At 59.8% G+C, this 26,495-nt stretch carries 24 protein-coding genes, 1 tRNA gene and 2 pseudogenes; 17 read left to right on the top strand and 10 right to left on the bottom strand.

Annotated features, from left to right (window positions below):
* Positions 1-82 precede the first annotated feature (82 nt).
* Positions 83-170: transfer RNA gene (locus tag ND528_RS26510), tRNA-Ser, on the bottom strand.
* A gap of 123 nt (positions 171-293) precedes the next feature.
* Between ND528_RS26510 and ND528_RS26505 the strand changes: the two genes are divergently transcribed.
* The gene (locus ND528_RS26505) at positions 294-965 is read left to right on the top strand and encodes a Bax inhibitor-1/YccA family protein (RefSeq protein WP_008006561.1); all 672 of its coding nucleotides are present in this window, start codon (positions 294-296) and stop codon (positions 963-965) included.
* A 65-nt stretch (positions 966-1,030) separates the two neighbouring features.
* Here ND528_RS26505 and ND528_RS26500 read toward each other — a convergent pair whose 3' ends face one another.
* Positions 1,031-1,360 carry a YceK/YidQ family lipoprotein gene (locus ND528_RS26500; RefSeq protein WP_129998645.1) on the bottom strand — a complete coding sequence of 110 codons (330 nt, stop codon included), beginning with the start codon at positions 1,358-1,360 and terminating at the stop codon, positions 1,031-1,033.
* 57 nt (positions 1,361-1,417) lie between these two features.
* On the bottom strand, positions 1,418-1,855 hold the full coding sequence (locus tag ND528_RS26495; RefSeq protein ID WP_263471587.1) for an Lrp/AsnC family transcriptional regulator: 438 nt from the start codon (positions 1,853-1,855) through the stop codon (positions 1,418-1,420).
* Between the two features lie 148 nt (positions 1,856-2,003).
* On the opposite strand from ND528_RS26495, the gene ND528_RS26490 reads away from it, so the two are divergent.
* Complete coding sequence (locus ND528_RS26490) at positions 2,004-2,897, top strand: DMT family transporter (protein ID WP_263471586.1); 894 nt, start codon at positions 2,004-2,006, stop codon at positions 2,895-2,897.
* A gap of 3 nt (positions 2,898-2,900) precedes the next feature.
* Here the strand turns inward: ND528_RS26490 and ND528_RS26485 are convergent, their stop codons facing one another.
* From ND528_RS26485 to ND528_RS26470, 4 genes and pseudogenes are all read right to left on the bottom strand, one after another.
* Positions 2,901-3,941, bottom strand: coding sequence for an FUSC family protein (locus ND528_RS26485; RefSeq protein ID WP_263471618.1), 1,041 nt, complete (start codon positions 3,939-3,941; stop codon positions 2,901-2,903).
* Positions 3,942-3,998: 57 nt separating this feature from the next.
* Positions 3,999-4,958 carry an HlyD family secretion protein gene (locus ND528_RS26480; protein ID WP_263471585.1) on the bottom strand — a complete coding sequence of 320 codons (960 nt, stop codon included), beginning with the start codon at positions 4,956-4,958 and terminating at the stop codon, positions 3,999-4,001.
* 2 nt (positions 4,959-4,960) lie between these two features.
* A complete protein-coding gene (locus tag ND528_RS26475; protein ID WP_130912428.1) occupies positions 4,961-5,317 on the bottom strand; it encodes a DUF3302 domain-containing protein in 357 nt (118 codons plus the stop codon).
* Between the two features lie 102 nt (positions 5,318-5,419).
* Positions 5,420-7,044 (bottom strand): annotated as a pseudogene (locus ND528_RS26470) (NADP-dependent glyceraldehyde-3-phosphate dehydrogenase).
* A gap of 385 nt (positions 7,045-7,429) precedes the next feature.
* On the opposite strand from ND528_RS26470, the gene ND528_RS26465 reads away from it, so the two are divergent.
* The 10 genes from ND528_RS26465 to ND528_RS26420 all read left to right on the top strand — a co-directional run bounded on the left by ND528_RS26465 (position 7,430) and on the right by ND528_RS26420 (position 17,872).
* Entirely contained in the window at positions 7,430-8,032 is a 603-nt protein-coding gene (locus ND528_RS26465; protein WP_408005066.1) for a transposase, read from the top strand.
* Between the two features lie 54 nt (positions 8,033-8,086).
* Positions 8,087-9,685, top strand: a complete 1,599-nt coding sequence (locus ND528_RS26460) for a ShlB/FhaC/HecB family hemolysin secretion/activation protein (RefSeq protein ID WP_122704462.1) — start codon at positions 8,087-8,089, stop codon at positions 9,683-9,685.
* Positions 9,686-9,697: 12 nt separating this feature from the next.
* The gene (locus ND528_RS26455) at positions 9,698-11,497 is read left to right on the top strand and encodes a DUF2341 domain-containing protein (RefSeq protein ID WP_263471584.1); all 1,800 of its coding nucleotides are present in this window, start codon (positions 9,698-9,700) and stop codon (positions 11,495-11,497) included.
* 11 nt (positions 11,498-11,508) lie between these two features.
* A complete protein-coding gene (locus ND528_RS26450) occupies positions 11,509-11,934 on the top strand; it encodes an ExbD/TolR family protein (RefSeq protein ID WP_003201710.1) in 426 nt (141 codons plus the stop codon).
* Positions 11,935-11,937: 3 nt separating this feature from the next.
* Positions 11,938-12,642 carry an energy transducer TonB family protein gene (locus tag ND528_RS26445; RefSeq protein ID WP_263471583.1) on the top strand — a complete coding sequence of 235 codons (705 nt, stop codon included), beginning with the start codon at positions 11,938-11,940 and terminating at the stop codon, positions 12,640-12,642.
* A 39-nt stretch (positions 12,643-12,681) separates the two neighbouring features.
* Entirely contained in the window at positions 12,682-14,379 is a 1,698-nt protein-coding gene (locus tag ND528_RS26440) for a putative porin (RefSeq protein ID WP_122704456.1), read from the top strand.
* Between the two features lie 17 nt (positions 14,380-14,396).
* Positions 14,397-15,026: a DNA repair protein gene (locus ND528_RS26435; RefSeq protein WP_110599522.1), complete on the top strand. Its 630-nt coding sequence runs from the start codon at positions 14,397-14,399 to the stop codon at positions 15,024-15,026.
* Positions 15,027-15,043: 17 nt separating this feature from the next.
* On the top strand, positions 15,044-15,514 hold the full coding sequence (locus tag ND528_RS26430) for a YbjN domain-containing protein (RefSeq protein WP_263471582.1): 471 nt from the start codon (positions 15,044-15,046) through the stop codon (positions 15,512-15,514).
* Positions 15,511-16,452, top strand: coding sequence for a peptidylprolyl isomerase (locus ND528_RS26425; RefSeq protein ID WP_263471581.1), 942 nt, complete (start codon positions 15,511-15,513; stop codon positions 16,450-16,452). Before ND528_RS26430 ends, ND528_RS26425 begins: the two co-directional genes overlap by 4 nt.
* A 439-nt stretch (positions 16,453-16,891) precedes the next feature.
* A complete protein-coding gene (locus tag ND528_RS26420; protein WP_263471580.1) occupies positions 16,892-17,872 on the top strand; it encodes a LysR family transcriptional regulator in 981 nt (326 codons plus the stop codon).
* 285 nt (positions 17,873-18,157) lie between these two features.
* On the opposite strand, the gene ND528_RS26415 is transcribed toward ND528_RS26420, so the two are convergent.
* Both ND528_RS26415 and ND528_RS26410 read right to left on the bottom strand, forming a co-directional pair.
* Entirely contained in the window at positions 18,158-18,517 is a 360-nt protein-coding gene (locus ND528_RS26415; protein ID WP_129999035.1) for a DUF6124 family protein, read from the bottom strand.
* Between the two features lie 653 nt (positions 18,518-19,170).
* Positions 19,171-21,201 (bottom strand): Ig-like domain-containing protein, encoded by a 2,031-nt coding sequence (locus ND528_RS26410; RefSeq protein ID WP_263471579.1) that lies wholly within the window; start codon positions 21,199-21,201, stop codon positions 19,171-19,173.
* Between the two features lie 303 nt (positions 21,202-21,504).
* Between ND528_RS26410 and ND528_RS26405 the strand changes: the two genes are divergently transcribed.
* Positions 21,505-22,023, top strand: a complete 519-nt coding sequence (locus tag ND528_RS26405) for a GNAT family N-acetyltransferase (protein ID WP_263471578.1) — start codon at positions 21,505-21,507, stop codon at positions 22,021-22,023.
* Between the two features lies 1 nt (position 22,024).
* On the opposite strand, the gene ND528_RS26400 is transcribed toward ND528_RS26405, so the two are convergent.
* Complete coding sequence (locus ND528_RS26400) at positions 22,025-22,717, bottom strand: aspartate/glutamate racemase family protein (protein ID WP_263471577.1); 693 nt, start codon at positions 22,715-22,717, stop codon at positions 22,025-22,027.
* A gap of 197 nt (positions 22,718-22,914) precedes the next feature.
* Between ND528_RS26400 and ND528_RS26395 the strand changes: the two are divergent.
* The 4 genes and pseudogenes from ND528_RS26395 to tpx all read left to right on the top strand — a co-directional run bounded on the left by ND528_RS26395 (position 22,915) and on the right by tpx (position 26,407).
* Positions 22,915-23,407 (top strand): annotated as a pseudogene (locus ND528_RS26395) (hypothetical protein).
* A 429-nt stretch (positions 23,408-23,836) separates the two neighbouring features.
* Entirely contained in the window at positions 23,837-24,811 is a 975-nt protein-coding gene (locus tag ND528_RS26390; protein ID WP_137213506.1) for a hypothetical protein, read from the top strand.
* 129 nt (positions 24,812-24,940) lie between these two features.
* The gene (locus ND528_RS26385) at positions 24,941-25,618 is read left to right on the top strand and encodes a DUF3313 domain-containing protein (RefSeq protein ID WP_076563101.1); all 678 of its coding nucleotides are present in this window, start codon (positions 24,941-24,943) and stop codon (positions 25,616-25,618) included.
* A 288-nt stretch (positions 25,619-25,906) separates the two neighbouring features.
* On the top strand, positions 25,907-26,407 hold the full coding sequence (gene tpx, locus ND528_RS26380; protein ID WP_016774621.1) for a thiol peroxidase: 501 nt from the start codon (positions 25,907-25,909) through the stop codon (positions 26,405-26,407).
* The last annotated feature ends 88 nt before the right edge of the window (positions 26,408-26,495 follow it).

Here is a 26,495-nt window from a genome sequence, read left to right as displayed (position 1 = left end):
CAACCCGCAAACGGGAAGATTCGATTTTCAAACGCCAGAAACGACAAAGCCCTGAATAATCAGGGCTTTGTCGTACATAAGATGGCGGAGGCGATGGGATTCGAACTCATGGACCTGTTACAGTCGACGGTTTTCAAGACCGTTGCCTTAAACCACTCGGCCACACCTCCGTTTGCGTTGCGGGCGCCATAATACCTGAATGAAACACACTGTCAAACTCTCTGCATGGCTTGTTACAGAGCGTCTGTTATGATCTTTGCGACTGAACGTTTCAAACCAACAGGAGTGTCGCCATGCGCGAACAGGATTACGCAGTTAATAACAGCGTGCAGGCTGAGCAGCTAGAGGTTAGCCGCGTCCTGCGCAACACTTATGGTCTCTTGGCTCTGACCCTCGCATTCAGCGGTGTGATGGCCTTCGTAGCCCAGCAGATGCGTGTCGGCTACCCGAACATTTTCGTGGTGCTGATCGGCTTCTACGGGCTGTTCTTCCTCACCAACAAACTCCGTGATTCCGCGTGGGGCCTGGTGTCCGCCTTCGCGTTGACCGGTTTCATGGGTTTCCTGCTCGGCCCGATCCTCAACCGTTACCTGGGCATGCAGGGCGGCGCTGAAGTGGTCAGCTCGGCTTTCGCCATGACCGCACTGGTGTTCGGTGGCCTGTCGGCCTACGTGCTGATCACCCGCAAGGACATGAGCTTCCTTGGCGGCTTCATCACCGCAGGTTTCTTTGTCCTGCTGGGCGCTACGCTGGCGAGCTTCTTCTTCCAGATCAGCGGCCTGCAACTGGCGATCAGCGCCGGCTTCGTGCTGTTCTCGTCGGTCTGCATTCTGTTCCAGACCAGCGCGATCATCCACGGCGGCGAGCGCAACTACATCATGGCGACCATCAGCCTGTATGTATCGATCTACAACCTGTTCGTCAGCCTGCTGCAACTGTTCGGCATCATGAGCCGCGACGACTGATCGTAATGGCTGCAATAAAAAACCCGCTTCTGCGGGTTTTTTATTGTCTGGAAGAAAGTAGTCGTTCAGTTGATGACGATGCTGCCGTCCACTTGCTGACGATAGATCGTGTAGGGCAGGAGCAAGGTGTCGAGCGCGCCGGACACCACGGCGTCCACCAGCACCACCGGAATGGCCGCGTTGCGGTGGTCATCGGGATCGATGCCTGAGGCCAGCGGTGCGTTCAGCGTGCAGAAATCATAGGCGAGGCCGCTGTAGATTCTTGGTACCGCGCCGCAATAGCTTTTTTGCTCCTTGAGGCCGTTCACGGCAGCCTGATCACTACGCGCCACCGTCTGAATCGTGCCACAACCGCCGATCAGCAGGGCCGCCAGCAGCATTGCCTGAATTTTCATACCGCCATTCCTTAGCCGCGAAAAAACACAATCTACCTGATCATTCCCAAAAGACATCTACGCCATCGGTGGTAGCCGCCGTTTCACCGGGGTCTTCTTGACGATCGCGGTGTTGGTTTCAGCCAACGTATTCAGTCGGTCGAGCAGGGTATCGAGCTGCTCCATCGAGCGCACATGCAGGCGGGCAATAAAGCAGTCGTCACCGGTGACCTTGTCGCACTCGGTGAACTCAGGGATCGACATGATCTGCCGCTCAACCTCCTGCAGTTGCCCTGGCAGCGGCCGTACACGGACGATCGCCTGCAACTGATAGCCGAAGCATTTCGGATCGATCTCCACCGTGTAGCCCTTGAGCACGCCGCTTTCTTCCAGACGCCGCAACCGCTCGGCCACGCTGGGCGATGACAAACCGCTGATCTGCGCCAGCGCTTTCAGTGAGCGCCGCGAGTCTTCCATCAACGCGCTGATAAGGATCTGATCGATATCGTCAGTCACATTCAAACTCCGGATTAGGCAAAGGGCGCAAATAACCCTCGATAAAAAAGGCGAAAACCAAGTTTAGCCTGCTTTATGCGCTGGAGCAGCCCGAGGTGCGCTTGGCATACTTTTGCCACGCTTCGCTCACAGCCTCAGGAGAACAATAATGGACAACCCAATTCGCCGCGGCTCGCTGGAAATGACCGCCGCCATGCTGATATCCGGGACGATCGGCTGGTTTGTGCTGGTGTCCGGGCAACCGGTGCTGGACGTTGTGTTCTGGCGCTGCGTGTTCGGCGCCGGCACGTTGCTGTTGATCTGCGCCGGGTTTGGCTTCCTGCGCCCAGGGATTCTCACCCGCACTACGTTTCTTCTCGCCGTGCTCAGTGGTGGGGCGATTGTCGGCAATTGGGTGCTGCTGTTCGCGTCCTATTCCCGCGCCTCGATTGCCATCGGCACCGCAGTCTATAACGTGCAGCCATTCATGCTGGTCGGTCTGGCGGCACTGTTTCTCGGCGAGAAAATTACCCTGCAGAAGCTGTTCTGGCTGGCGATTTCGTTCATGGGCATGCTGGCGATCGTCAGCGCCCATGGCACGCAAAGCGAGGAGGGTAACGATTACTTGATGGGGATTGCCCTGGCGTTGGGCGCGGCGTTTCTGTATGCGATCGCGGCACTGATCATCAAGCGCCTGACCGGCACGCCGCCACATCTGATCGCGCTGATTCAAGTCTGCACAGGTGTGTTGTTGCTCGCGCCGTTCGCGCATTTCGATGCGTTGCCGCAAGGCGTCGAAGCCTGGGCCAGTCTGCTGACTCTCGGGATTGTGCACACCGGTCTGATGTACGTTTTGCTGTACGGTGCGATTCAGAAATTGCCGACGGCATTGACCGGCGCGCTGTCCTTTATCTATCCGATTGCGGCGATCTTCGTTGACTGGTTCGCCTTCGGCCATCGCCTCGAATTGCTGCAATGGATAGGCGTCGCAGCGATCCTGCTGGCCGCCGCCGGCATGCAACAAGGTTGGGGCTGGAAAGCCCGGCGGCTGGCAACGCAATAAGGATCAGATGTTCCAGCGCGGTGCGGTTGCTGCCAGGCGCTGGCGCATCTCGCTGATGTTGGCCGCCAGTTGTCGGGTCAGCATCCGGTAGCCGTCGAGCGTATTGGCGACTGGCGCATCAAGGTCCGCTGCTGGCAGCTCCATCGGTCGCTCCAGCCGTTGCGAGGCCCCGGTTTTCAATGCGCGAGCCATGCCGATCAGCTGCACGCGAATCTGCCGGTGCTCAGCCTTCAGCGCCGTTTGCAGATGTGCCATGGCCTGTGGGTCGCTGAGGTTGGGGCGGATATTGCCGAGAATCTCCAGGGTGCTGATACACATGCGCAAGTTGCGCTGTATAGCGTCGAGCTCGGTCATGGAAATTTTCACTTCCTTGGACACCGACGGCATCAGCGAGCGCAACTGCACCATCACCGCACCCACCTTGCTCATCAGCCGCACATGCTCGTCGGCGCTGACCGCTTCACCGTTGATGATGCGCCCGTACACCGTGGCGCAATCGCGCAAGGCATCGGCGAGGTTGTAACGCCACGAGTAGACCGCATACAGCGGCAGGGCGAAGGAAAACGCCAGGGCGAGGGCGATGCCGATCAGGATGTCGACGCCGCGCCAAAGACCATCGGTGATCGGGTTGTCGCCATGCCCGGCAACGATGAACACGGTGATCGCCGAGAGCAGGGCGGTGTAGCCGCCCTTGCCAATCGCGTGATACGAGAAAAAACCGCACACCACGGCCATGGAAAAGTAGGTCAGCCACGGCATGTCCAGCCAGGCGTGTTGCGCGACCAACGCCAGGCCTACCCCCGCGCCGATCAGGGTGCCGATGGCGCGCTCGGCGGCTTTTTTGCCGATGTTGCCGTGGTGCTGCAAACCGCCGATCACCACCAGCATGGTCACCGATGCCCATTCACCGTGGGGCAGGTTGATGCCAGTAGTCAGCAGAATCGTCGCCAGCAACCCCAACGCGACCCGCACGGAATGGATCAGGCGGGCGTGACGGTAGCGCCGATACGGGTCCAGCAGCGGACGCAGGATACGGCGCAACAGCGGTGGCAGGCGGTGGGTGCTGTAAGTAGTCAGTGCGAACCTCGTGAGTCAGTCAAATCAATGGAAGGGGAAAATGTAATTCATCCAGGCGGACATGCGCAGCAGGATTTTGCGCATCGCGCCGATGTGATGAAAGTGCTGGCTGTACAGCGCCGCTTGCCCGTAGGCGCCGCCCGGCATGAGCGCGCTGTATTCGGCGAACGCCGGGTCAGTGATTTCAATGATCACCGGCACCCGTCCGGCCGGTGGCGAGCCGGTGTAGCTGATCAGCGTGCCGGAAGGTTGCACCTGGCCCTCGGCGATCACCCCGATAACGCTTTTCACTCGCCCCGCGAAGACTTTGCCGGGAATGCCATCGAAGGCGACTTCGGCCTCGTCGCCCACGGTCAGACGCAGCAGGCTGTTCTGACGCATCCAAGCGGCGAAGTACTGACCTTCCTGCGGAATAAACACCATCGACGGGCGCAGCGGCAGCTTGGTCGCCATCATCCCCGGGCGCAGCGAAACGTGGGTGACGAAGCCTTTGCTCGGTGCTCGAACCACGGTGTTGTCCAACTCGAACTGCGCATTGTCGAGTTGCGCCTGCAGATCGTCGGTGCGGGCAATGGCCGCGTCCAGTTCTCGCTGGGTGCCGAAGTTGCGGCGAATCAGTTCGGTGATGCGGTAGCGGTCACCCTTAGCCGCAACCAGTTGCGCCTTCAGCGATTTCAGGCGGTTCTGGAATGGCGTGGGATCGATGCGGAACAGCACGTCGCCTTTTTCCAAGGGTTCGTTGCCCTTTACCGGCACGTCGATCACCTGGCCACTGATGATCGGAATCACCGGCACCGAGACAAAGTAGGAGCGCGCCACTTCGGAATAGGGATGGTTGTAGTTCATGGTGAAAATCAGCGCGCCGATGATCAGCACGCCACCCAGGACAGCGGTGGGCACCGTCCATTTGTTCAGCGGAATGCGGAAGATCTTGAAGATGGCGACGCAGAGTGCGGCGTACGTGAGGATGAGCAACAGATCCATGCTCAGATCCCCCCGCTGTCAGAGTGAGGCGCAACCGGCGACTGCGCTTCGAGTCGCTCGATCCGGGCTTGCAGCTCAATGACCTGCTGCTCGAGCCGGATGACATGGTTCTGAACGGGTTTGCCATCGCCGAAACCCCAACCGCGATCCTCGCGATAGGCCATTGCCCAGATCCACAGAAACGGCCAGAGCGCATGCAGGGTAAACAGGCTGACCCAGCCAGTGGCATGGATCGCGTCCTGATGCGGATGGTTGCGGTGAACGGCGATCTCGTACGGAATGTCATGCAGCACGATGATCCCGTAAAACAGCACGAGACCGACAAAAACCAGCAAACCCAACGCGAAGTAGTCGAGCATGGTCAGCCTCCCGGGCATCCAGCAATGCTGGGCTCAGTGTAGTCACTGAATCGCCGGGGGGCTGACGGATCGGCAGGATCATTCAATCCTGCCGATCACCCGTCAAAAGATGTAATCGGTGGTCAGGAAACTCGAATCCCGCCCGCGAATGATCTCGCTGATCAGATCCTTGTTGCTCTCCTGGAACTTGGTCGCCACCAGCGTACGAATCGAAAACACTCGCAAGGCATCGTGAACCGAGAGCGTGCCTTCGGCGGAGTTCTTGCGACCGTTGAACGGGTAAGTGTCCGGGCCGCGCTGGCACTGGGCGTTGAGGTTGATCCGCCCGACCTGGTTGGCGAAAGTGTCGACCAGCCGGCCGACCGCCACCGGGTTGGTGCCGAAGATGCTCAACTGCTGGCCGAAGTCGGATTCCAGCACGTAGTCGATCACGGTATCGAGGTGGCGGTACGGCACGATGGGCACGACCGGGCCGAACTGTTCTTCCTGATACACGCGCATTTGCGGATTCACCGGATACAGCACTGCCGGGTAGAAGAACGACGCGTGGGATTCGCCACCATTCGGGTTGACCACCTGTGCGCCTTTGCTTTGCGCGTCAGCAACCAGACCGTGCAGATAATCGACCTTGCCCGACTCCGGCAGCGGCGTTAGCGCCACGCCGCTGTCCCACGGCATGCCCGGTTTCAGCGTGGCCAGTCTGGCGTTGAATTTCTCGATGAAGCTGTCGACCACGTCTTCATGCACGAAAAGAATTTTCAGTGCGGTGCAGCGCTGACCGTTGAACGACAGCGAACCGGTAACCGCTTCGCTGACGGCGTTGTCGAGATCGACTTCGGGCAGGACGATGCCCGGGTTCTTGGCGTCCAGACCCAGAGCCGCGCGCAAGCGGTGTGGTTTCGGGTGCAGCTTCTTCAGGTCGCTGGCAGCCTTGTTGGTGCCGATGAAGGCGAAGATGTCGATCTTGCCGCTGGCCATCAGAGCGCTGACGGTCTCGCGGCCGCTGCCGTAGATGACGTTGATCACGCCGCTGGGGAAGCTGTCGCGGAAGGCTTCGAGCAACGGGCGAATCAGCAGCACGCCGAGCTTGGCCGGTTTGAACACCACGGTGTTGCCCATGATCAGTGCCGGAATCAGCGTGGTGAAGGTTTCGTTCAGCGGGTAGTTGTAAGGCCCCATGCACAAGGCGACGCCGAGCGGCACGCGGCGAATCTGACCGAGGGTGTCCTGCTCCAGCTCAAAGCGGCTGGAACGGCGGTCGAGTTCTTTCAGGGCATTGATGGTGTCGACGATGTAATCGCAGGTGCGATCGAACTCTTTTTCCGAGTCCTTGAGGTTCTTGCCGATTTCCCACATCAGCAGCTTGACCACGGCCTCGCGCTGCTCGCGCATGCGGCCGAGGAATGCTTCGACATGCTGGATGCGCTCGGCCACGCGCATGGTCGGCCACAGGCCCTGACCTCGGTCATAAGCGCGAACGGCAGCGTCGAGGGCGGTGAGCGCGGTGTCGGCATCCAGCAGCGGCGTGCTGCCGAGGATCACTGTTCTTCACCGTTTTCGCTTTTCAGATAAACCGGGCTGCGCACCTGCGCGAGCGGGCCGTCCCAGCGGCGCAACTGGCCATCGACCAGATATTCACGCTGCTCGACCTGAGCGTCGAGGCGATATTTTTCCGGGATGTCGCTGACCGAAGGGAACAGGTTGCCAAGGATGTTTGCTGTGGTCATGTCACTACCCTGTGTTGAAGTCGGCGTGCCGATTGAAAGTCTTGTGAAGGTTATACGCCTGAACGGGCCGGGATTTAACCCCGTGAATGTCACGCGAATGTCACGCAGCGGTGCAACCGCAGTCCACCCTGTGGGAGCGAGCCTGCTCGCGAAGGCGGCGGCACATCCAACATCCTCATTGCCTGACGCAGCGCTTTCGCGAGCAGGCTCGCTCCCACGGTCGATCGTGCAAATTAGTCAGTCTGTCTTCGGTAATGAAGCTTTTATGACAAAAGTTCGGTAGCCCTTTGCCAGTCCGGTCATGCCTGTGTAACGCGCTTGAGGGGCCTTTCGGGGCGCACTTTGCGAGTCGGGGCGGGACGCCGGGAGTGAGGCAATGGGGACTATGGAACGTTATTCGAAAGTGGGCATGCAGGAGCTCGATCAACGCCTGTCGAAGATCGTCGAAGCCGCGCGCAAGAAGCCGGTTTCGGTGTATCGCTACGGCGCGCCGTGGGTCTGGATCGTCTCGCAGGATGACTGGCAGGGCGCTCTGAAAGAAGTGTCCAGCTACATTCCGCCGGGCCATTCGCTGGTGTTGCTGCGCCCGCAGATCGACGATCTGCTCGACGCCCATCAGGACCTGCTGCACGACCTCAATGCCGTGCCCGGCATGCTCATTCCCGCGCAGACGGTGATGCACATCCTGCTCCTGCAATTGCTCTATTCGGTGCCCAGCGAACAGCAGCTCTATGAACAGCTGAACTACAACCTGCTGTTCCGCTGGTTCGTCGGCCTCGGCCTGAACCAGAAAGTCTGGAGCTTCACCGCCCTCAGCCGTGACATCACCACGTTGCTCAACGAGCCGCGCGCGGTGCTGCTGATTCAGAAAATCATCGGCGAAGTGTTCTGCGGTGCCTTGCTGCAAATGCCCGAGTTCTCGCTGAACTTTGCGCTGTTGCACACCTGGCTGGGCAAGCACGCCTGCGCCACAACGATCAGCAATTGACGCAGCACACCGGGCGCTAACGCCCACAGGTCATCGCGAATTTCAGGGGGTAATGTGGAACGGATTTTCACGTCACGGCTGGCGCTGTGGGGCTGGCTGCTGGTGACGGCGGGCGCGCAGCCGGCGCTGGCCGAGGAGGGCACAGAAGCGCCCGCCGCGCAGCGACTGGTCGACGTCAACGAATACTTCGTGCGCGGCAATACCGTGCTCGATGCCCGGGCGATCGAAGAAGCGGTGTACCCGTTTCTCGGCCCGCAGAAAGCCTTGAGCGACATCGAAGGCGCCCGCGATGCGTTGCAGAAGGCCTATCAGGAACGCGGCTATCAATCGGTGTTCGTCGAGCTGCCCGAGCAGGCCGTGGCCGATGGCATCGTTTATCTGCAAGTCAGTGAAACCAAAGTCGGCCGGGTGCGCGTGGTCGGCGCCAAACACTATTCGCCGCTGGACATCCGCGACAACGTACCGGCGCTGAAAGAAGGCGAGGTGCCGGACTTTGCCAAAGTCCAGGGCGAACTCGCGCAGCTCAACAAGACCCCCGGTCGCCAGGTCATGCCGCTGGTGCGCGAAGGTCAGCGGCCCGGCACCATGGATGTCGACTTGCAGGTCGAAGACCAGAACCCGTGGACGGCCAGCGTCGGTCTCAATAACGATTACAGTGCCGACACCGAAAAGCTGCGCAGCGTCACCAGCCTCGGTTACAACAACCTCTGGCAGCTCGGCCACAGCGTCAACCTGACGTTCTTCACCGCGCCGCAGGAAACCGACAATGCCAAGGTCTGGTCCGGTTCCTACACCGCGCCGCTGAGCGAGCGCTGGAGCGTGCAGTTCTCCGGTTACCAGTCCGACAGCAACGTTGCCACCATCGGCGGCAGCAACGTGCTCGGCAAGGGTCACAGCTACGGCGTCGCGGCGATTTACACATTGCCCTCGAGCGGCAATTGGTCGAATTCGCTGTCCGCCGGTATCGACTTCAAGGACTTCGACGAGCGCCTGAGCCTGTCCGGCGAAAGCGACAAGGTGCCGCTCAAATACGCGCCGTTCACCTTCGCCTACAACGGCTATCGCTACAGCGAAAAGAGCCAGCTCGGCCTCGGCCTGAGCCTGGTTGCCGCCACCCGCAGCGTATTCGGCTACGGCAGCGACGACGAAGACTTCGACTACAAACGCTATCGCGCCAAACCGAGTTTCGCCGTGCTCAAGGGCGACACCAACTACACCTGGACCTTCGACAGCGACTGGCAGAGCGCAAGCAAAGCCGCATTCCAACTCGCCTCGGGGCCGCTGGTTTCCAACGAACAATTCTCCGCCGGTGGCGCCACCTCGGTGCGCGGCTATCTCGCGGCTGAACGTACCGCCGATGACGGTTACCTGCTCAGCCAGGAATTGCGCACACCGTCGCTGGCGAAATTCGCCGGCACGTGGATGCAGGACTGGCGCTTCTATGCCTTCGCCGAGGGCGCGCAGTTGTACCTGCGCGATGAACTGCCGGACCAGGACGCCAATTACGCCCTGGCCAGCGTCGGCCTCGGCACCCGCGCCAGCCTGAGTAAATGGCTGTCCGGCAGCCTCGACTGGGGCTACCCGCTACTCGAAGGGCCGAACACCTCAAAGCAGGAATCGCGCCTGCACTTCAACCTTCAAGCCACTTTCTAACGGAGCACGTCCATGCAACGCCTCTTCCTTTCGTTGTTGATCTGCCTGGGCTTCGTGCTCCCGGCCACGGCTCAGGCCTGGTGGCAGGACGACTGGCATTACCGCAAACAGATTGCCGTCGACACCACGCCTCAAGGCGCGGCGATCAATCAGGCCCTCGGCCGCACCGCGCTGCTGGTGCGCCTGCACACCGGCAACTTCACCTTCGACGGTGTGAAAGAGGACGGCTCGGATCTGCGCTTTGTCGCCGCCGATGACAAAACCGTGCTCAACCACCAGATCGAAAGTTTCGATGCGCTGATGGGCATGGCGCTGATCTGGGTTGATGTGCCGAATGTAGAGGGCGGTCAGCGTCAGGACATCTGGATGTACTACGGCAACCAGAAAGCCCCGGCCACCGGCAACGGCCAACTCACCTTCGATCCGAACTACACCGCGCTGTATCACTTCGACGGCGCCACCGGCACCCCGGCGAAAGACACCACGGCGTACGGCAACACCGCGCAAAGCGCGACCGGCACAGCGATCGATGGCGTCGTCGGGCGCGCCTTGCAGTTCAGCAGCCAGCCGTTGTTGCTGCCGGCCAGTCCGTCGCTGCAACACAACGCTGGCAGCGCGTTCACTTTCAGCGCCTGGCTGCGTCTGGATCAGGCCAGCGGCGAACAAGTGATCCTGGCGCGTCGCGAGGGCACGCAAAGTCTGCTCATCGGCGTCAGCCAAGGCCTGCCGTTCGTGGAAATCGACGGTCAGCGCGCCGCCGCCACGCAAGCGCTGACGCCGGCGCAATGGCAGCACCTCGCGCTGACCGCCGAAGGCTCGAAAGTCACCCTGTACATCAACGGTCGCGAGAGCGCTGCACTGGCTCAGGCGATGCCAGCGTTCAACTCGGTCATGGCCATCGGGGCTGATCTGCATGAAGGTGCGTTCCAGCCGTTCACCGGCGCCATCGACGAACTGCGCTTGTCGAAAGTTGCTCGTCCGGCAGCGCTGTTGCTGGCCGATGCCACCTCGCAAGGCGCCGAGTCGAAACTGGTCGCTTACGGCGTCGATGAAGAGCAGTCCGGCTTCGGTTTCGGCAGCCTTGGCTTCCTGCTTAACGCGGTGCCAATTGACGCCTGGGTGATCATCGCCGTGCTGGTACTGATGATGTTCCAGTCGTGGATCATCATGCTGCGCAAGAACCGCAGCCTCAGCCGCGTCACCGCTGCCAACGAAGATTTCCGCGCGCAATTCGCCAAGGTCGGCACACGTCTGGAGATGTTCGCCGACGACGCGCAACTCGCCCAACGCCTGCAGCATTCGTCGCTGTGGCGCCTGTATCTGGTGGCAGTCAAAGAGATTCGCACCCGCCGCGAGCAGGGCGCCGATACCTCCTCGGTTTCAGCGGCGACCATCGAAGCCATCCGCTGCTCGATGGACGGCGTGCGCACCCGCGAAAACCAGCAACTGAGTTCGAAACTCTCGACCCTGTCCAACGCCATCGCCGGCGGCCCGTACATCGGCCTGCTCGGCACGGTGCTGGGGATCATGGTGGTGTTCCTCGGCACGGCAATGGCCGGCGACGTCAACATCAACGCCATCGCTCCCGGTATGGCCGCCGCGCTGTTGGCCACGGCGATGGGCCTGTTCGTCGCGATCCCCGCGCTGTTCGGCTACAACCGCCTGATCACTCGCAACAAGGAAGTCAGCGCCGACATGCGCGTGTTCGTCGACGAGTTCATTACCCGGCTGGCGGAAATGCACGGCGAGAGCCAGTTCAGTGAGGCGTCGCACCAGCGCGGCCATCACGCCAACCACTCCGTACCGGCCTGAGGAGCACTGTCATGGCGTCCGTAAATGCCTCTCATGACGATGATGACGATGCCGCCGTCGACAGCATCAACATCACCCCGCTGGTCGATGTGCTGATGGTGGTGCTGGTGATGTTCATCCTCACCGCCACCGCGCAGGTCTCCGGGATCCAGATCAACCTGCCCAAGGCCAGCGCGTCGGTGTCGCTGTCGGAAGCCAAGACCAAGGCGATCTCGGTCAACGACGGCGGCCAGGTGTTCCTCGATGCCTATCCCGTGACGCTGGCCGAGCTGGAAGAACGCCTGCGCATCGAGAAAGCGCAGAGCCCGGATTTCCCGGTGATCGTGCGTGGCGATGCGACGGTGCAGTACCAGAAAGTCATCGAAGTGCTCGACCTGCTGCGCCGGCTCGAACTGTCCCAGGTCGGTCTCGTTACCGGCAAACCGAGTCAGGGCTGAGTCATGACCGCACAACTCCCGATTGATCCGCCGCCCGTGAAAAAGTCGCCGTTGCGCTATGTGAAGTGGGGCGCCGGACTGCTGGTCGCCGCGCTCGCCGCGTGGTTCCTCTGGCAGTGGGCCAACGACATGGCCGGCGTGCGTCGCGAAGCGCCGAAGGTGCCGACGATCATTCCGTTGCCGCCACCGCCACCACCGCCGCCGGAGAAACCGCCAGAGCCGGAAACGCCGGTGGAAGAAAAAGTCGTCGAGCCCGAGCCAACGCCGGAGCCGGAGGAGGTCAAGCCTGAAGAAGAGGCGCCGCCATCGCCGGCCGACGATCTGGCCAACCCGATGCAAATGGACGGCGACGCGCAGGCCGGCAGCGACGCTTTCAACATCGGCGCGGGCAAGGGCGGCGGCATGGCCGGTGCCGGCGGTGGGCGTTTGGGTACGGGCACGTACAGCCAGTTTCTCGCGTTCACCTTCCAGCGTTTGCTGCGCGAGAACCCCGAGCTGCGCAACCTCGCATTCTCGCTGCAGGCCGATGTCTGGCTGAGCAGCGTCGGCGAGATCACCCGTGTCGAGCTGATCAAGTCCAGCGGCAACCCGCAAATCGATACCCAGGTGCTGGCCGCATTACGTGGTGCGCCAGCCCTCAGCGAACGGCCTCCGGCCTCCATCACTTTGCCCGTGCGCCTGTCCCTGCAGGGGCGGCGTCCGGGTTAATTCACTTATTCAAGCTTCGGCAAAAGGAGTTGTGTGCAGATGATTTCCAACGTGAATCGATTGTCCCTGGCGGTCGGCATGGTCATTGCGACCCTGGTCGGTCAGGCCGTGGCAGCGCCTGCGCCCTCGGAAAACGCCACGATCAATCTGATCCGCTTGCTGGTCGAGCAGGGCATTCTCAAGCAGGACAAGGCCGACGCGCTGATCGCCCAGGCGCAGAACGAAGCGGCGCAGGCGAAACAGGCTGCCGCGTCCACCGCAGTCGCGGCCGGACCGGTCGCCGCGCCGGGGGATGTGCGCGTGCAGTACGTACCGGCAGCAGTGCGCGACCAGATCCGCGATCAGGTCAAAGCCGAGGTCATGGCCACCGCCAAACAGGAAAACTGGGCAGCGCCGAATACCTTCCCGGACTGGGCCTCGCGCATCAGCTTCGACGGTGACATTCGCCTGCGTGACGAATCGCGTTACTACTCGGGCAACAACAGCAACGAAATTGTCGACTTCGCCAAGCTCAACAACAATGGCCCGTACGACGTAAATCCCAACAGCAGCACCAGCCTGCCGCCGTTGCTCAACACCCGCGAAGACCGCGAAAACCTCTTTCGCCTGCGCGCTCGCCTGGGCATGAAAGCGGTGATTTCGGAGGAATGGACCGCCGGCATTCGCATCGGCACCGGTTCGGACAACAACCCGGTATCGACCACGCAGAACCTCGGCGGCGGCTTTGCCAAGAAGGACATCTGGCTCGATCAGGGCTACCTGACCTGGAAGCCAATGGACGAATTGACCCTGACCGGCGGGCGCTTCGCCAACCCGTTCATGTCCACCGACATGCTCTATTCCAACGACCTGAATTTCGACGGTGTGGCGGCGATTTTCGATCACAAGCTCAACCGCGATTGGGGCGTGTTCGGCACCGTCGGCGCGTTCCCGGTGGACTACACCAACGACACCTCCAGCAGCAACGGTTTCGACAAGGAAGAGAGCGACAACAAGTGGCTTTACGGCGCTCAGCTCGGCGCGAAATGGGCGATCAACAGCAACAACCGCCTCAAAGGCGCGCTGGCCTATTACCGCTTCGACGACATTCAGGGCCAGCGCTCCAGCCCCTGCGAACCGTGGGCCGGCGCGCCGGGCTGCGACAGCGACGGCACTCGCGCGGCGTTCATGCAGAAGGGCAACAGCGTGTTCCTGCTGCGCGACATCACGCCGAACCCGCTCAACCCGAGCGCCACGCCGCAGCCGCAATTCGTCGGCCTCGCGTCCGAGTTCAACCTGCTCGATCTCAACGTGGTCTGGGATGCCGACCTGCCGCAGGACTTCAAACTGCGCAGCCAAGGCAACTACATCCACAACCTCAGCTACGACGAAGGCGACATGCGCAAGCGTTCCGCCGGGCAGATCGTCAACAACCTCGACAGCAGCGGCGAGATCGAAAGCGGCGCCAATGCATGGATGGTGCAGTTCACCCTCGGCAACGCGCTGGACCTCAAGCGCAAGGGCGACTGGAACCTGTTCGCCGGCTACAAGTACATCCAGCCGGACGCCTTGCCGGACGGCTTCAACGACTCGTCGTTCCACCTCGGCGGCACCAACGCCAAGGGCTATTTCATGGGCGGCAACTACGGCCTGGCGAAGAACGTTTCCGCCACGGGTCGCTGGATGAGCACCGAAGCGGTGTACGGCGCGCCGTTCGACATCGACGTCTTGCAGCTTGAGATCAACACGCGCTTCTAAGGCGCCGGGAGAGCTTTATGAACACGCGTTTTCTCGCGCTGGGCCTGGGTTTGTTGATTGCCACCGGGGCGAACGGCGAAGGCATGGAAGAGCGCTTGCGCACGCAATTGCGCAGCACCACCCAGCAATTGCAGGCCCTGCAAAGTCAGCAGGCCCAGGCCAGCGCCGCGCAACTGGCGGCGCAGAACGAAGCCAAGGCAGCGCAAGCGCAGATCAAGCAGCTGACTGCCGAACTGGCCAAAGCCAAAGGCCTCGCCGAGCAACTGGCCGGACAACAACAGAGCCTGCACAGCCAGGCGCAGGCACAAGTGGCGGCCAGTGCCGAGCAGACCGGCAAGTTCAAAAAAGCCTATGACGAATTGCTGGTCCTCGCTCGCGGCAAAGAAGCCGAACGCACGAAGCTGCAAGCGCAACTGGCGGAACGTGACACACAAGTGCAGCAATGTTCAGCCAAGAATCAGCAAATGTACGGCGTCGCCAAACAGATCCTCACGGCCTACGAAAACATCGACGTCGCCGAAGTGATGAAGATCCGCCAGCCCTTCGCCGGCAGCGCCCGGGTCAAGTTCGATGAGCTGGCGCAAGGCTTTGGCGACGAGCTGTACAAAACCCAATTCGACGCGCCGCAAGCCGCGATCGCTCACTGATAACAAGGAAGAAAGTCATGACTCAATTGATCACCCACGTTTCCCCGCAATCGCTGACCGAGGTACTGCAAGCCGCCGGTTACCGCGTCAATCCGAGCGAACAGAACGGCATCGTCCAGTTGCTCAGCGCCAGTCAGGGCATCGGCTACGCCGTGCGGTTCGGCAACCCGGCGGTGGAGCAGGGCAGCTTCGTCGATTTCACCTTCAGCTGTGCGCTGCGCGTGCAGGGTGAGTTGCCTGAGGGAGTCGCAGAGCAGTGGAACGCTACTCGACGTTTTGCACGGTTGTCGTTGCAGGGTGAGTTTCTGGTCATGGAGATGGACGTGGTCGTGGCTGCTGGCGTGAGCAACGAGCACCTGCGCGGCAACCTGGAGTTGTGGGATCGCCTGTTGCAGGAATTCATCGTGTACCTGCGCGACTTCAGCCAGACCGCTGCTACGCACACCGCCAAATCCGCTGTCGCCGAACAAGAGGAAGTCGCGCTGTGAAAAAGCCTGCCATGGTGATCGGCGCCGGAGCGCTGGCGTTGTTGGTGTTGGCCGTGGCGCTGGTGCTGCGGCCGGGCAGTGATCCGGTCGCCGCTCAGCAGCCCTCGCCGGTGATGGCGGTTGCAGCCGGGCCAGCGGTCGCGCGGTTGGGCAATCAGCAGGTTTCGCCAGAGGAATTGCAGGCGCTGCTGGCCACTGTCCCGGCGCAAACCCGCGAACAACTGCGCGGCAACCGTGAGGCGCTGGAGCGCTGGATTCGTGCGCGACTGGCAGAAAAAGCCGTGCTGGAACAGGCTGACGCACAGGGTTGGGCGCAGCGGCCAGACGTCGCCCGGCAGACTCGCGCAGCGACTGAGCAAATCGTGTTTCGTGATTATTTGCGCTCGGTGAGTCAGGTGCCGGCGGAATATCCGAGCGCGGTTGAGTTGCAGCAGGCGTACGACGCGGGGAAGGCCAATTGGCAGACGCCGGCGCTGTACCGGGTCAGTCAGATTTTCCTTGGCGTCAGTGACGCAGCGAATGTGGAAACAGTGCGCAAACAAGCCGCTGAATTGAGCAAGAAGGCGCAGTCAGCACCGGCTGATTTTGCGGCGCTCGCTACGCAATATTCGCAGGATCGCGTCACGGCAGAGCGGGGCGGTGATACCGGCCTGCAACCGTTGCAGCAATTGGTCCCGGAAGTACGTAGCGCCGTGGCGCGGCTCAAGGTGGGCGCCGTGTCTGATCCGGTGCAAAGCGCCGCCGGTTTCCACGTGATCAAACTCACCGAACAACAACCGGCCCGCACCGCGACGCTGGAGGAACTGCGCGACCAACTGACCCAGGCCCTGCGCGCGCAACGCCAGGAACAGATCGCCCAGGCGTATCTGGACGGCATGCTCAACACCGCCACCCTCAGCATCGACGGCGCCGAACTCAACAAGATAATAGGCAACTGACAAAAACCGAACCTGTAGGAGCTGTCGAGTGCAACGAGGCTGCGATCTTTTGATCTTGCTGCTAAAGATCAAAAGATCGCAGCGCGCCGCAGCTCCTAAACACATCGACCATGTAGGAGCTGTCGAGTGCAACGAGGCTGCGATCTTTTGATCTTGCTTCTAAAGATCAAAAGACCGCAGCGTGCCGCAGCTCCTACACACATCGACCGTGTAGGAGCTGTCGAGTGCAACGAGGCCGCGATCTTTTGATTTTGCTTTTAAAGATCAAAAGATCGCAGCGTGCCGCAGCTCCTACACACATCGAACCTGTAGGAGCTGTCGAGTGAAACGAGGCTGCGATCTTTTGACCTTGCTTCTAAAGATCAAAAGATCGCAGCGTGCCGCAGCTCCTACAAGATTTGCGTAACGATCACCACATTAGATCGACAGGGAGTCATCAATGTCATTCACCGAACCCGCAGGACGCCCGGGCACCGCTGATTATCAATCGCCGCAATCCAGATCCGAGCCCTGGCTCAACCAGGCCGCGACCATCGAGAGCGAAGTCGCCCAATATTTCCTCGTCAGCGCCCGCTGCGGTTGCTTCATGCAAGCCGCGCGCAGCCTCAATGTGCGCTCGACGCTGCTGCGCAAACAACTCGCGCAACTCGAACAACAACTGCAACACAGCCTGTTCAGCTTCCAGGGCAGCGCCCTAACGCTCACCCGCGAAGGCCAACAGTTGCAGGCCCGACTCAGCACCCTGGCCCACCAACGCAAACTCCCGGTCATCGAACAACCGCTGATCCGCCTCGCCATCGCCGAGTCCATTCTCCACGACATCCTCGGCCGCGACCTCATCGCATTGCTGCGGCGCAACGCTAGCCTGCGTCTGGAAATTATCGCGCTGGATAGCGAACTGGCATTGCGTGCGGTCAGCGCCGACATTGTCCTGTGGCTCGCACCCGGGGAGAGCCTAAATCCCGGCCCAGCATTTGCCATCAGCGAACCGCAACACATCGCGCGGATTGCGTATCTGCCGCACATCGCCAAGCGCTATTCGCGGGTGACAGCGCGACCGGAAACGCCGGATGATCTGGCGGACTTCATGCTGGTGCAGTGGCAGCATGATCGACAGGTTCCGAGTTTTCGCCCGTGGAATGAGTTGGTCGAGCAGCGGTTGGCCGGAGTAGTGCAGATGCAATCTTATGAACTCATGCTGGAGATGATCCGCTGCGGCGCATGCATCGGTTTGCTGCCGACATACATGAGCCGCTTCGACCGAGGCCTCATCGCATTGCCCGGATTATTCGCCGAACCGATGCAGTTACACGCGTGGCTGGCGATCAACGCCGATTCACAAAACGCACCCGAAATCAAAGCCCTCACCGACCTCATCCAGCAAACCTTCAACGAACGCCACGAATGGTTCCAGCCTTGACCCGCCCCGTGTAGGAGTGAGCCTGCTCGCGATAGCGCCAGCCCAGCCCCCACACCCGCAACTGAACAAACCGTATCTACAGTGGGATCGAGCCTGCTCGCGAATGCAATCCGCCAGTCGAAGCTACAGTGACTGACCCACCGCCTTCGCGAGCAAGCTCGCTCCCACAAATTCAGCGGTGTAACCGCAGCCGCGTGAGCGACAAAAATTCCCTGTGGGAGCGGGCTTGCCCGCGAAGGCGTCGGCACTGCCGGCGCCTGAGTCAGAGCCCTATAGCGGGGCCAGCTACCGCGGCAACTCCAGATTATCCAGCACCCGATTCACCGCCAGTTCCCCGAGCATGATCAACTGCGCAATCCCCATCAACGTCCGCCGCTGCGACGGCTTCACCAGCCCGGCGAATTCCTGGGCGATGGTTTTCGCTGAGGCGAGGGTTTCGCAGGCGTTGGCCAGCAGGTCTTCATTTTTGGTGTCGGCGGTGACGGCGTACATGGCGCGGGGGCTGAACGGCGGTGGGGTTGAGCCGGGTGGGCAGAGGTAGTGGTCGAGGGCGCGGTCGGCGGCTTGGTGGAGTTTTTTTGAATCGAGGGATTCGTAGGGGGAGGTGGGGTCGGTTTCGGGTGGGTTGGGTGTGGGTTTGATCATGGTAAAGCTCCTAGAGTCGATGGAGCTGCCAACTTTCGCTGCGATACGAAATGGTTGGTGGCAGCTATACGCGGGTCGCAGACCGGGACTCTAGAACCGGCAGACCCGAAGGTCTCCCACGTACAGCCGCCATAAAAACAGCGGGTGTTGTGCGTCCAGAGATCGACGGGCTGCGAGACCCGATCGCTGATTCGTCAGCGACCGCACCACAATAGAATCCGCCCCCTAAGCGCACAAGCCGGCGGATTCTGGCGTAGCTGTAGGCAATGGCGCAAGAATTTGTAGTTTGGAAGGCGTGTCTGGAGGTGTCTTTTAAACGCTTGAGTTTAAAATTCGAAGGACTCGATGATTGTCGGAGCGCGAGTATGGGCACCATCAGGGAACTCCGCACTTTATTGGAGTTCGGCGTATGTGGTTGGGGCCGATAGATAAATGCGTCCCCTTTTTCCTCTTTTTTCCAAGAAACACATACTCAGCCCCGCTCAGTTCGATTACGTAAACGGTTTCTCTAAGGCTCCGAATCAGCAGTCAAGGGAGCGCCGGAACTGGCAGTACCCCACACCCAAGAAATCCGGCAGTAACGTAACTGAAAGGTCCCGTCAATTGCCACATCCCAATATGTTGTTCACACCCGCATAAAAATTGACTAGAGTTTATGTAGGCACAAAGGCGATTGCCCTTGCTTCCTGCAGTATTGATCCATTCGAGTACCAGAACGTACCATCGACGTGCATTCCAATCCAGGTGCCATAGTAGGCCGAAGGCGGGATGGCAGACGCCACACAGCACTTACCTCTCGAAAGTGTAATAGGGGTTCCCTGAAATATGGAACCGTACGGATTCGTGAAATTGGCAAAAATTGCAGAGTGATAGTCAACTAACTTCACACCTCCTTGATTGTAGATCCAGCGCTGAGCATTTACGTCCCCTTCCAGATTTCCCGGGTATGTCGCTGTACCAACATTCACGCGAAAGATATTCCTCACATCCACGGCAAACGAAACTGTCGAACCAGCGTCATCAGTTACATGGATCGTCGTTGTGCCATTTTTTAGTCCGACCACTTTTCCGTCTTTGGAAACTGAAACCACTGCTGGGTCATCCGGTCGGTAACTATAGGGACGTCTTCCGCCGGTAGGCTCCCGAGTAGCGACATTTCCATCGACTTCCTTGCTTTCCCAACCATAATTTTGAAGGAGCTTGATCCCGTGCAAGAGCATCTGTGAATCATCAATAGCCAGTGCTGGTACGTTGTTGATTGTGTAAACCCGGTCAGGGAATTTCACTGCATTGGCTTCTATATTGCTCTTGGCCACACCAACCAGGTATTTGACGGTTAATGCCGTACCATGCCCCAGTTCCACGACATAACTGTTCGCCAGCGTCTGAGGCCAGAATCCCTGGTTGATCCATACACTATTAACCCTTGCCGGCAACCCCTCCCAGACCGTCAGGTTATGCGCGGTGCCGTCAGCTTTTTTACCCTCAAGCCGTAACCAGCAAGGCTGTTCGGCTTCAATCAAGGTGTGCAGCAGCGCATGAATGGTTGCGTCTTTGGTTCCCAGTGCTGTGATGTCCAGAAAGTTATTGGTGTCGGCCTCGACGATTTTTGGAGTAATCAAAGCGGTTGCCGGTAGAGGAAGGATGTCCAGCAGCAAGGCCGCCGATTCTATGGGCTTGCCGTCACGCTCTGTGAAATAAGTGCATTTGATCTGCTGGCCAAGGCTGTATGCGAGCACCGAGCGCGGTACTGCGAATTCCAGACCGGCACTGACCAATCTTGCGGGGCTGGTGTGAGAGCCCTCCGGCACAGCCGTCGCGCCTTGCCACTTCACCCACAATGTGTCAGTGGGCAGTAACGACCCCTGCGGCACGAGCATACGGATCTCTGGATTGGTGGGACTGAATTGGTTGCCATTCATGCCCCGCACGGTCGGTGGTTCGAGGGTCAGGCGTCCGAGGTGGATATCCAGACGTTCATCCGAGGAATCGACAAAATTGCCCAGTTGGTCAAACACACTGAATTTCAGAATTGCACTGGGATTATCCCCTGCACGCAGAAAGGCGTCGGTAAACAGTGTGTGAGTGATGGCGGTCGGCGGGGTAGGCGTGTCGAAGAAAACTGTTGTATCGCCTATAGCAAATTCGATGCGATCAAACTGCCGCCGATTGTTGTAACTGAAACCGAACTTGACACCCTGCGCCGCTTGCTCTGGCCCGACCCCGTTTTCGATTACATGGGGCGGAATGACCAGCTTTAGCGTATCAGGCAGGTTTCGGTGGTACAGCACGAACAGATCCCGAGACTGTTGTTCATTGCCGCTGCCCGCACGGGTGACGATGTAATAAATGCGATTGGGGCCCTGAATCAGCCGTCCGTGGACCAAGAGTAGGCGGCAGCGCTGATTTTCTTCACCGGGCTTTATTGTTGTGCCGGTTATGGGAGTTGGACTGTCATTGATATACAGATCCACACGGTCATCGATCGCCATGGTCCAGCCGGCGTGTTTCATCTCTGTCCAGGGGTCGATCAGGATTTCCAGGCCTTGCGGCTGATCATCGTAAAGCGACTTGGGGATACCGCCGTCAGCAACGCCGTCTGGTTTCACGGGGGTTACCCAGCCTTGAATGATGATCGGGTATAAAACAAAAAGCTTGTCGAACGCCGAAGACTGGATATCCATGAGGTCACTCCTTGAGAGTTTTGCTTTGGCTGAGGCGTGACCCATCTGATGCCAATCTGAAGAAAAAAACACCTGTCAGATCTGACAGGTAAAAGCGTTTTTCAGACGAGCGGTCTTGTTACCCGTTGTTTATGCGTCCGTTGACGGGAGTAAGCCTGCATCGCAAATGCGACAACCCGAGCTACGAATTCATTGACCGACACGCCGCTTTCGCGAGCAGGCTCGCTCCCACAATTTCATCTCGCCAGATTCCAGATCAGCGGTTTAGAGTGACCAGCCACACGCCGATCACGGACCGATCCCATGTCAGAGCCAACTCCCACGATCCATCTCGAACGCTCCAACGAATTCCACCTCGAAGGCATCACTGCGCTTTACAACGATCCCGCCGTCGCGCGGCAGGTGCTGCAGATGCCATTTCAATCCACCGAGGTCTGGCGTCAGCGACTTCAGGCAGATAACGAGCGTGCGCTGAAACTGGTTGCTCTGCACCAAGGCGTAGTGATCGGAAATCTCGGTCTGGAAGCCTATTCAAGGATGCGCCGCGCCCACGCCGGCAGTTTCGGCATGGCAGTCGCGGTAGCCTGGCAGGGCAAAGGCGTGGGATCGATGTTGTTGGCAGCGGCGCTGGACGTTGCCGATAACTGGATGAATCTGCACCGCGTCGAACTCACGGTGTACGCCGATAACGAGGCGGCGATCGGGCTTTATCGCAAGTTCGGTTTCGAGGCCGAAGGGCTGTTGCGTGATTACGCGGTGCGCGACGGGCAGTGGGTCGACACGTTGAGCATGGCCCGTCTGCGCGGTTCGTCGAAACCCTGAGTCAGTCGCCCAGTGCGAACGCCACCGCTGACTGCGCATGCAGTTCGGTGGTGTCGAGCAGGGGCAGGGCGCTGTGTTCGGGTTTGATCAGCAGGCCGATTTCGGTGCAGCCGAGGATGATCGCCTGGGCGCCACGGGCGGTCAGGGATTCGATGACGCCTTGGTAGATTTGTCGCGATTGTTCGCTGATCACGCCCACGCAGAGTTCGTCGTAGATGATCCGGTGCACCTCTTTGCGCTCGGCATCATCCGGCACCAGTACGGTCAGGCCTTGGGCGATCAGTCGCTGCTTGAGGAAGTCCTGCTCCATGGTGAACGCGGTGCCGAGCAGCCCGACCGTGCGCGCGTCGATATCCAATGCCGCCTGCGCGGCGGGTTCGGCGATGTGCAGGAACGGAATGCTGATGGCGGCCTGAATCTGCCCGGCGACCTTGTGCATGGTGTTGGTACACAGCACCACGCAATCGGCGCCGCCGGCTTCGAGCCTGCGCGCGGCATCCACCAGAATCGCCGCTGCATCGTCCCAGCGCCCGGCGTGCTGGGCCTGTTCGACCGGGCCGAAGTCGACGCTGAACATCAACAACTGCGCCGAGCGCAACGGCCCGAGGCGGTCGCGGACCTGTTGGTTGATCAGGCGATAGTATTCGGCGCTGGATTCCCAGCTCATGCCGCCGATAAGGCCGATGGTGCGCATTGGACTTCCTCAAGCAAATGTCAGTGTCGAGCATTCAGGGCTGCCCGAAGTTACCTTCTGTTCGAGACTCGACGCCAGTACCGACTGACTGTACCGCCGATCTTTCCCGCAACTGTGCATCTGCAAGAACTAAACGTACGCCGCGCCGGGGATCTGCCACTATCACCCTTCGCAGGTCCTTTCCGAGGCACACCGCAATGAACGACGTACAGCAACTGGGCGAGATGCTTCGCCACTATGCCGAAAGCGAAGCGCACAAGAAGCAACTGTTCACTACGCAATCAGCTGACATGGGCAACACGGATTGGCGCGCTGTTCGACCAGATCGAGCAATGGCTTGAACCGGTCAAGGCGCCGAATCTGCTGGAGGTGAGTCGCGAGGCGTATGTCGCATCGGGGCCGAGCGTGCCGGTGGAGACCTCGACCTTCAAAACGGAAAAAATGAGCATTGTCATTGCCGGCAAACCGGTGGAGTTTGTGCCGGATGTGATGGGCAGCGGCGGGCAGATTTCGCTGGCGGTGATGGGGCTGACGGCGGCGCGGTATGGGAGTATTTCGCTGGTCGGTTTGACGGATGGCGCGTGGCAGTGGCGCAAGACCAATGGGTTGAAGGATCCGGATACGTTTGCCTTCGACGCCGATTTCCTTGCTCAGCAATTGCAGAGCCTGATACCTCGAGATCGCGGTTAAGATCAAAAGCTTACCCCCTCACCCCAGCCCTCTCCCCCAAGGGGGCGAGGGGGAAAGGGGGCAGACCGAGTGATGTTCAAAACTTGAGCTCGACGCGATATTTCAGGTCGACGTGAGTCCTACAAACACTTCGGTCAGTCCCCTCTCCCTCGGGGAGAGGGCTAGGGTGAGGGCAGCCCGCCGCCAGCCACAAAAACATCACGCCCAGCGCATCAAAAAGCATCTCCATCACCTGAGCCGTCAAGCAATCTGAGCATGACGCTGGGCCAGCGCCACATCCGCAGGAGGAGTGAGGCGTAGACCGGGGAAACCCTTAGGTTCGGTGCCGATCCGGCATTTTCCCTTGGGTCACTGATGGCCTTTTGGTAGAGTCGCCGTCGCCAGCGGGTTTTCGGCTGGACGATGGAACCGAAGAAGGGAGTCTGATCAGTGAGTCCGGGCAAAAAAATCCTCGGTCTCACGGCGTCGCTTTTGCTGCTGACGCTGTGGGCCAGTTACTTTTATGTATTCAAGGAAAACCGCGACGGCCAGCTTGGCGGTGTCGGCGAAAGCACCGCGTGGTGCGGCACCCCACCGACCACGGAAGCGGCGTTGCTGGGCAAGGATCAACTGACCTTGCGCGTCACCAACAACCTGCGCGGCGAGTTCATGGTCGGCGGTTCGCTGGTGGTTTCCGAACGCACCTTCAACCGCTACGACCTGAGCCGCAACGAACTGCGCCTGCGTCTGGAACCGTTGCAGTGGTCGTTCGGCGTCACGCCGATCTTCCTCGAGCAGGTCAAGGTGCAGCCGCTGAGCCGCAACCTCTCGTCGACCAACAAAAGCGCCTTCGCCGAACTTGAGCCACGGCCGATCGGCGTGCACGCCCAGACCGCGGCGTTCCCCTTCGATACCTATCGCTACGGCTACAAACCGGTGCTGTATTACCTCAAGGGCAGCGAGCGCATCGACTTGCGCTTCAAGAACATCACCACGCTGATGGAGATGTCCAACACCTTCACGCCGATCCAGAAGTACAACCGCGCCGACTACATCAACGAGAAAAACTCGATGATCCGCGATGAGGACTACAAGCCGTACGGGGCGCATGAGTGCGCGTTCAGCGTCGAGCGCAAAGGCTCGTTCAAGGTCGTGGTGTTGCTGCTCTTGCTGGTGCTGTGCCTGCCGCTGATGCTGGTGTTCTACCGCGATGAGCCGGGGATCGACTTTCTCGCGACGCTGGTGGGGATTGCGGTGGTGCGCACATTGCTGATCGGGCCGGTGGAAGATTTCCAGCTATACAACATCGACTTCTTGTTTGGTGCGGCGATTCTGCTGGTGGGAACGGTATCGCTGATCAAGGCGATGCGCGCCAATAGCCGGCGAGAGATGGCGTTGCGCAGTGGCGAAACATCGTCCTGGTAATACCGGTTGGCGAGGCACACGCGCTGTCGGATGTGAACTTTGCAATTGGCCATCGCATTTGCCGGGGTTTTGGCTATACCTGTATCTCCCCTATGCAAAATGTCTTGGCCTTCTCAAAGGAATTACAGCATGAAGCTAGCCGTCGTGATGGGCACGCTGTGCATTGCCACCCTTGGCGTGGTGGGTTGTTCCAGCAAAACCGTCGAGCCTGACCAGTATTCCGGTTTTCTCAAGGATTACAGCCAGCTGAAGGAGGCCAAGTCACCCTCTGGTGCCGAGGTGATGCGCTGGATGGACCCGAAACTCGACATCAATAAATTCACCAGCGTTTACGTAGAGCCAAGCCAGCTCTACCCGAAGCCGCAAGCCACCGAGAAAATCCCCCAGCAGACTCTCAACGGCATCACCAGTTATTACGATCAGGCGCTCAAGCGCGAACTCGGCAAATCGCTGCCGTTGGCCGCAGGTCCCGGGCCGGGCGTAATTGTGGTGCGTCCGGCGATTACAGCAGTCAGCAGCAAGACCGAAGGCCTGCAAGTCTATGAAGTGATCCCGATCGCACTGGTCGCCGCAGCAGTAAGCACGGCCACTGGAATCCGCGACCAGGAAACCACGCTGGCCACCGAAGCGGTATTCATGGACGGCGCGACCAATCATGTCATCGCGCAGGTAGTGCGCAAAGGTACCGGCAAACCGCTGGAAAACTCTTCCCAGGTGATGAAAGCCGACGACATGAAAGCGGTGATCGATGGCTGGGCAAGCGATCTGCATCAGTCGTATCTGAAACTCAAATCTGAAGCCAAATGATGCAGTAAGGCCGGTTGCCTTTTCGCGAGCACGCTCGCTCCCACACTGGACTCGTATTCAGTATGGGAGTGAGCCTGCTCGCATTTCGCTGTATCAGTTTCGAATGTGCTGCCTGGCACAGCGATTTTGCTAGCGGGCTCACCCCTACAGGGAAGCTGCGGTGGGTTGTATACAATGTCACCGCTCAGCACCCAACAATTTCAAACAGGGCATAGGTCGTCAGCCGATTTCGTGGTTAACTTCCGCCTCTTGCATGCTTTTCAATCAAAAAACAGAAGGACTCAAGTCATGGCTCAAGTCACCCTCAAAGGCAATCCGGTTCAAGTCAACGGCCAGTTGCCACAAGCCGGTTCCAAGGCGCCAGCCTTTTCCCTGGTAGCCGGCAATCTGTCCGACGTCACCCTGAAAGACTTCGCCGGCAAGCGCAAAGTCCTCAACATCTTCCCAAGCGTCGACACCCCGACCTGCGCCACCTCCGTGCGCAAGTTCAACGCCCAGGCCAACGACATCAGCAACACCGTGGTGCTGTGCATCTCCGCTGACCTGCCATTCGCCCAGGCGCGCTTCTGCGGCGCTGAAGGCCTGGAAAACGTACAGAACCTGTCGACCCTGCGCGGCAGCGAGTTCATCGAAAACTACGGCGTAGCCATTGCTGACGGCCCATTGAAAGGCCTGACCGCTCGCGCCGTTGTGGTGCTGGACGAAAACGACACCGTCCTGCACAGCGAACTGGTCAAGGAAATCGCCGAAGAGCCTAACTACGAAGCGGCACTGTCCGTTCTCAAGTAAGGCTTTTACAATTGTTAACGGCCTGGCCCTGTTCAGGCCGTTTTCATTTGTGTATCAGGGTTTTGCCTCACACCTTGAAACGTAAGTG

The organism is Pseudomonas mercuritolerans (assembly GCF_025706525.1).
Classification (GTDB): Bacteria; Pseudomonadota; Gammaproteobacteria; order Pseudomonadales; family Pseudomonadaceae; genus Aquipseudomonas; species Aquipseudomonas mercuritolerans.
Note: the sequence above shows the minus strand (reverse complement) of the source record. Positions and strands in the feature narration are given on the sequence as shown.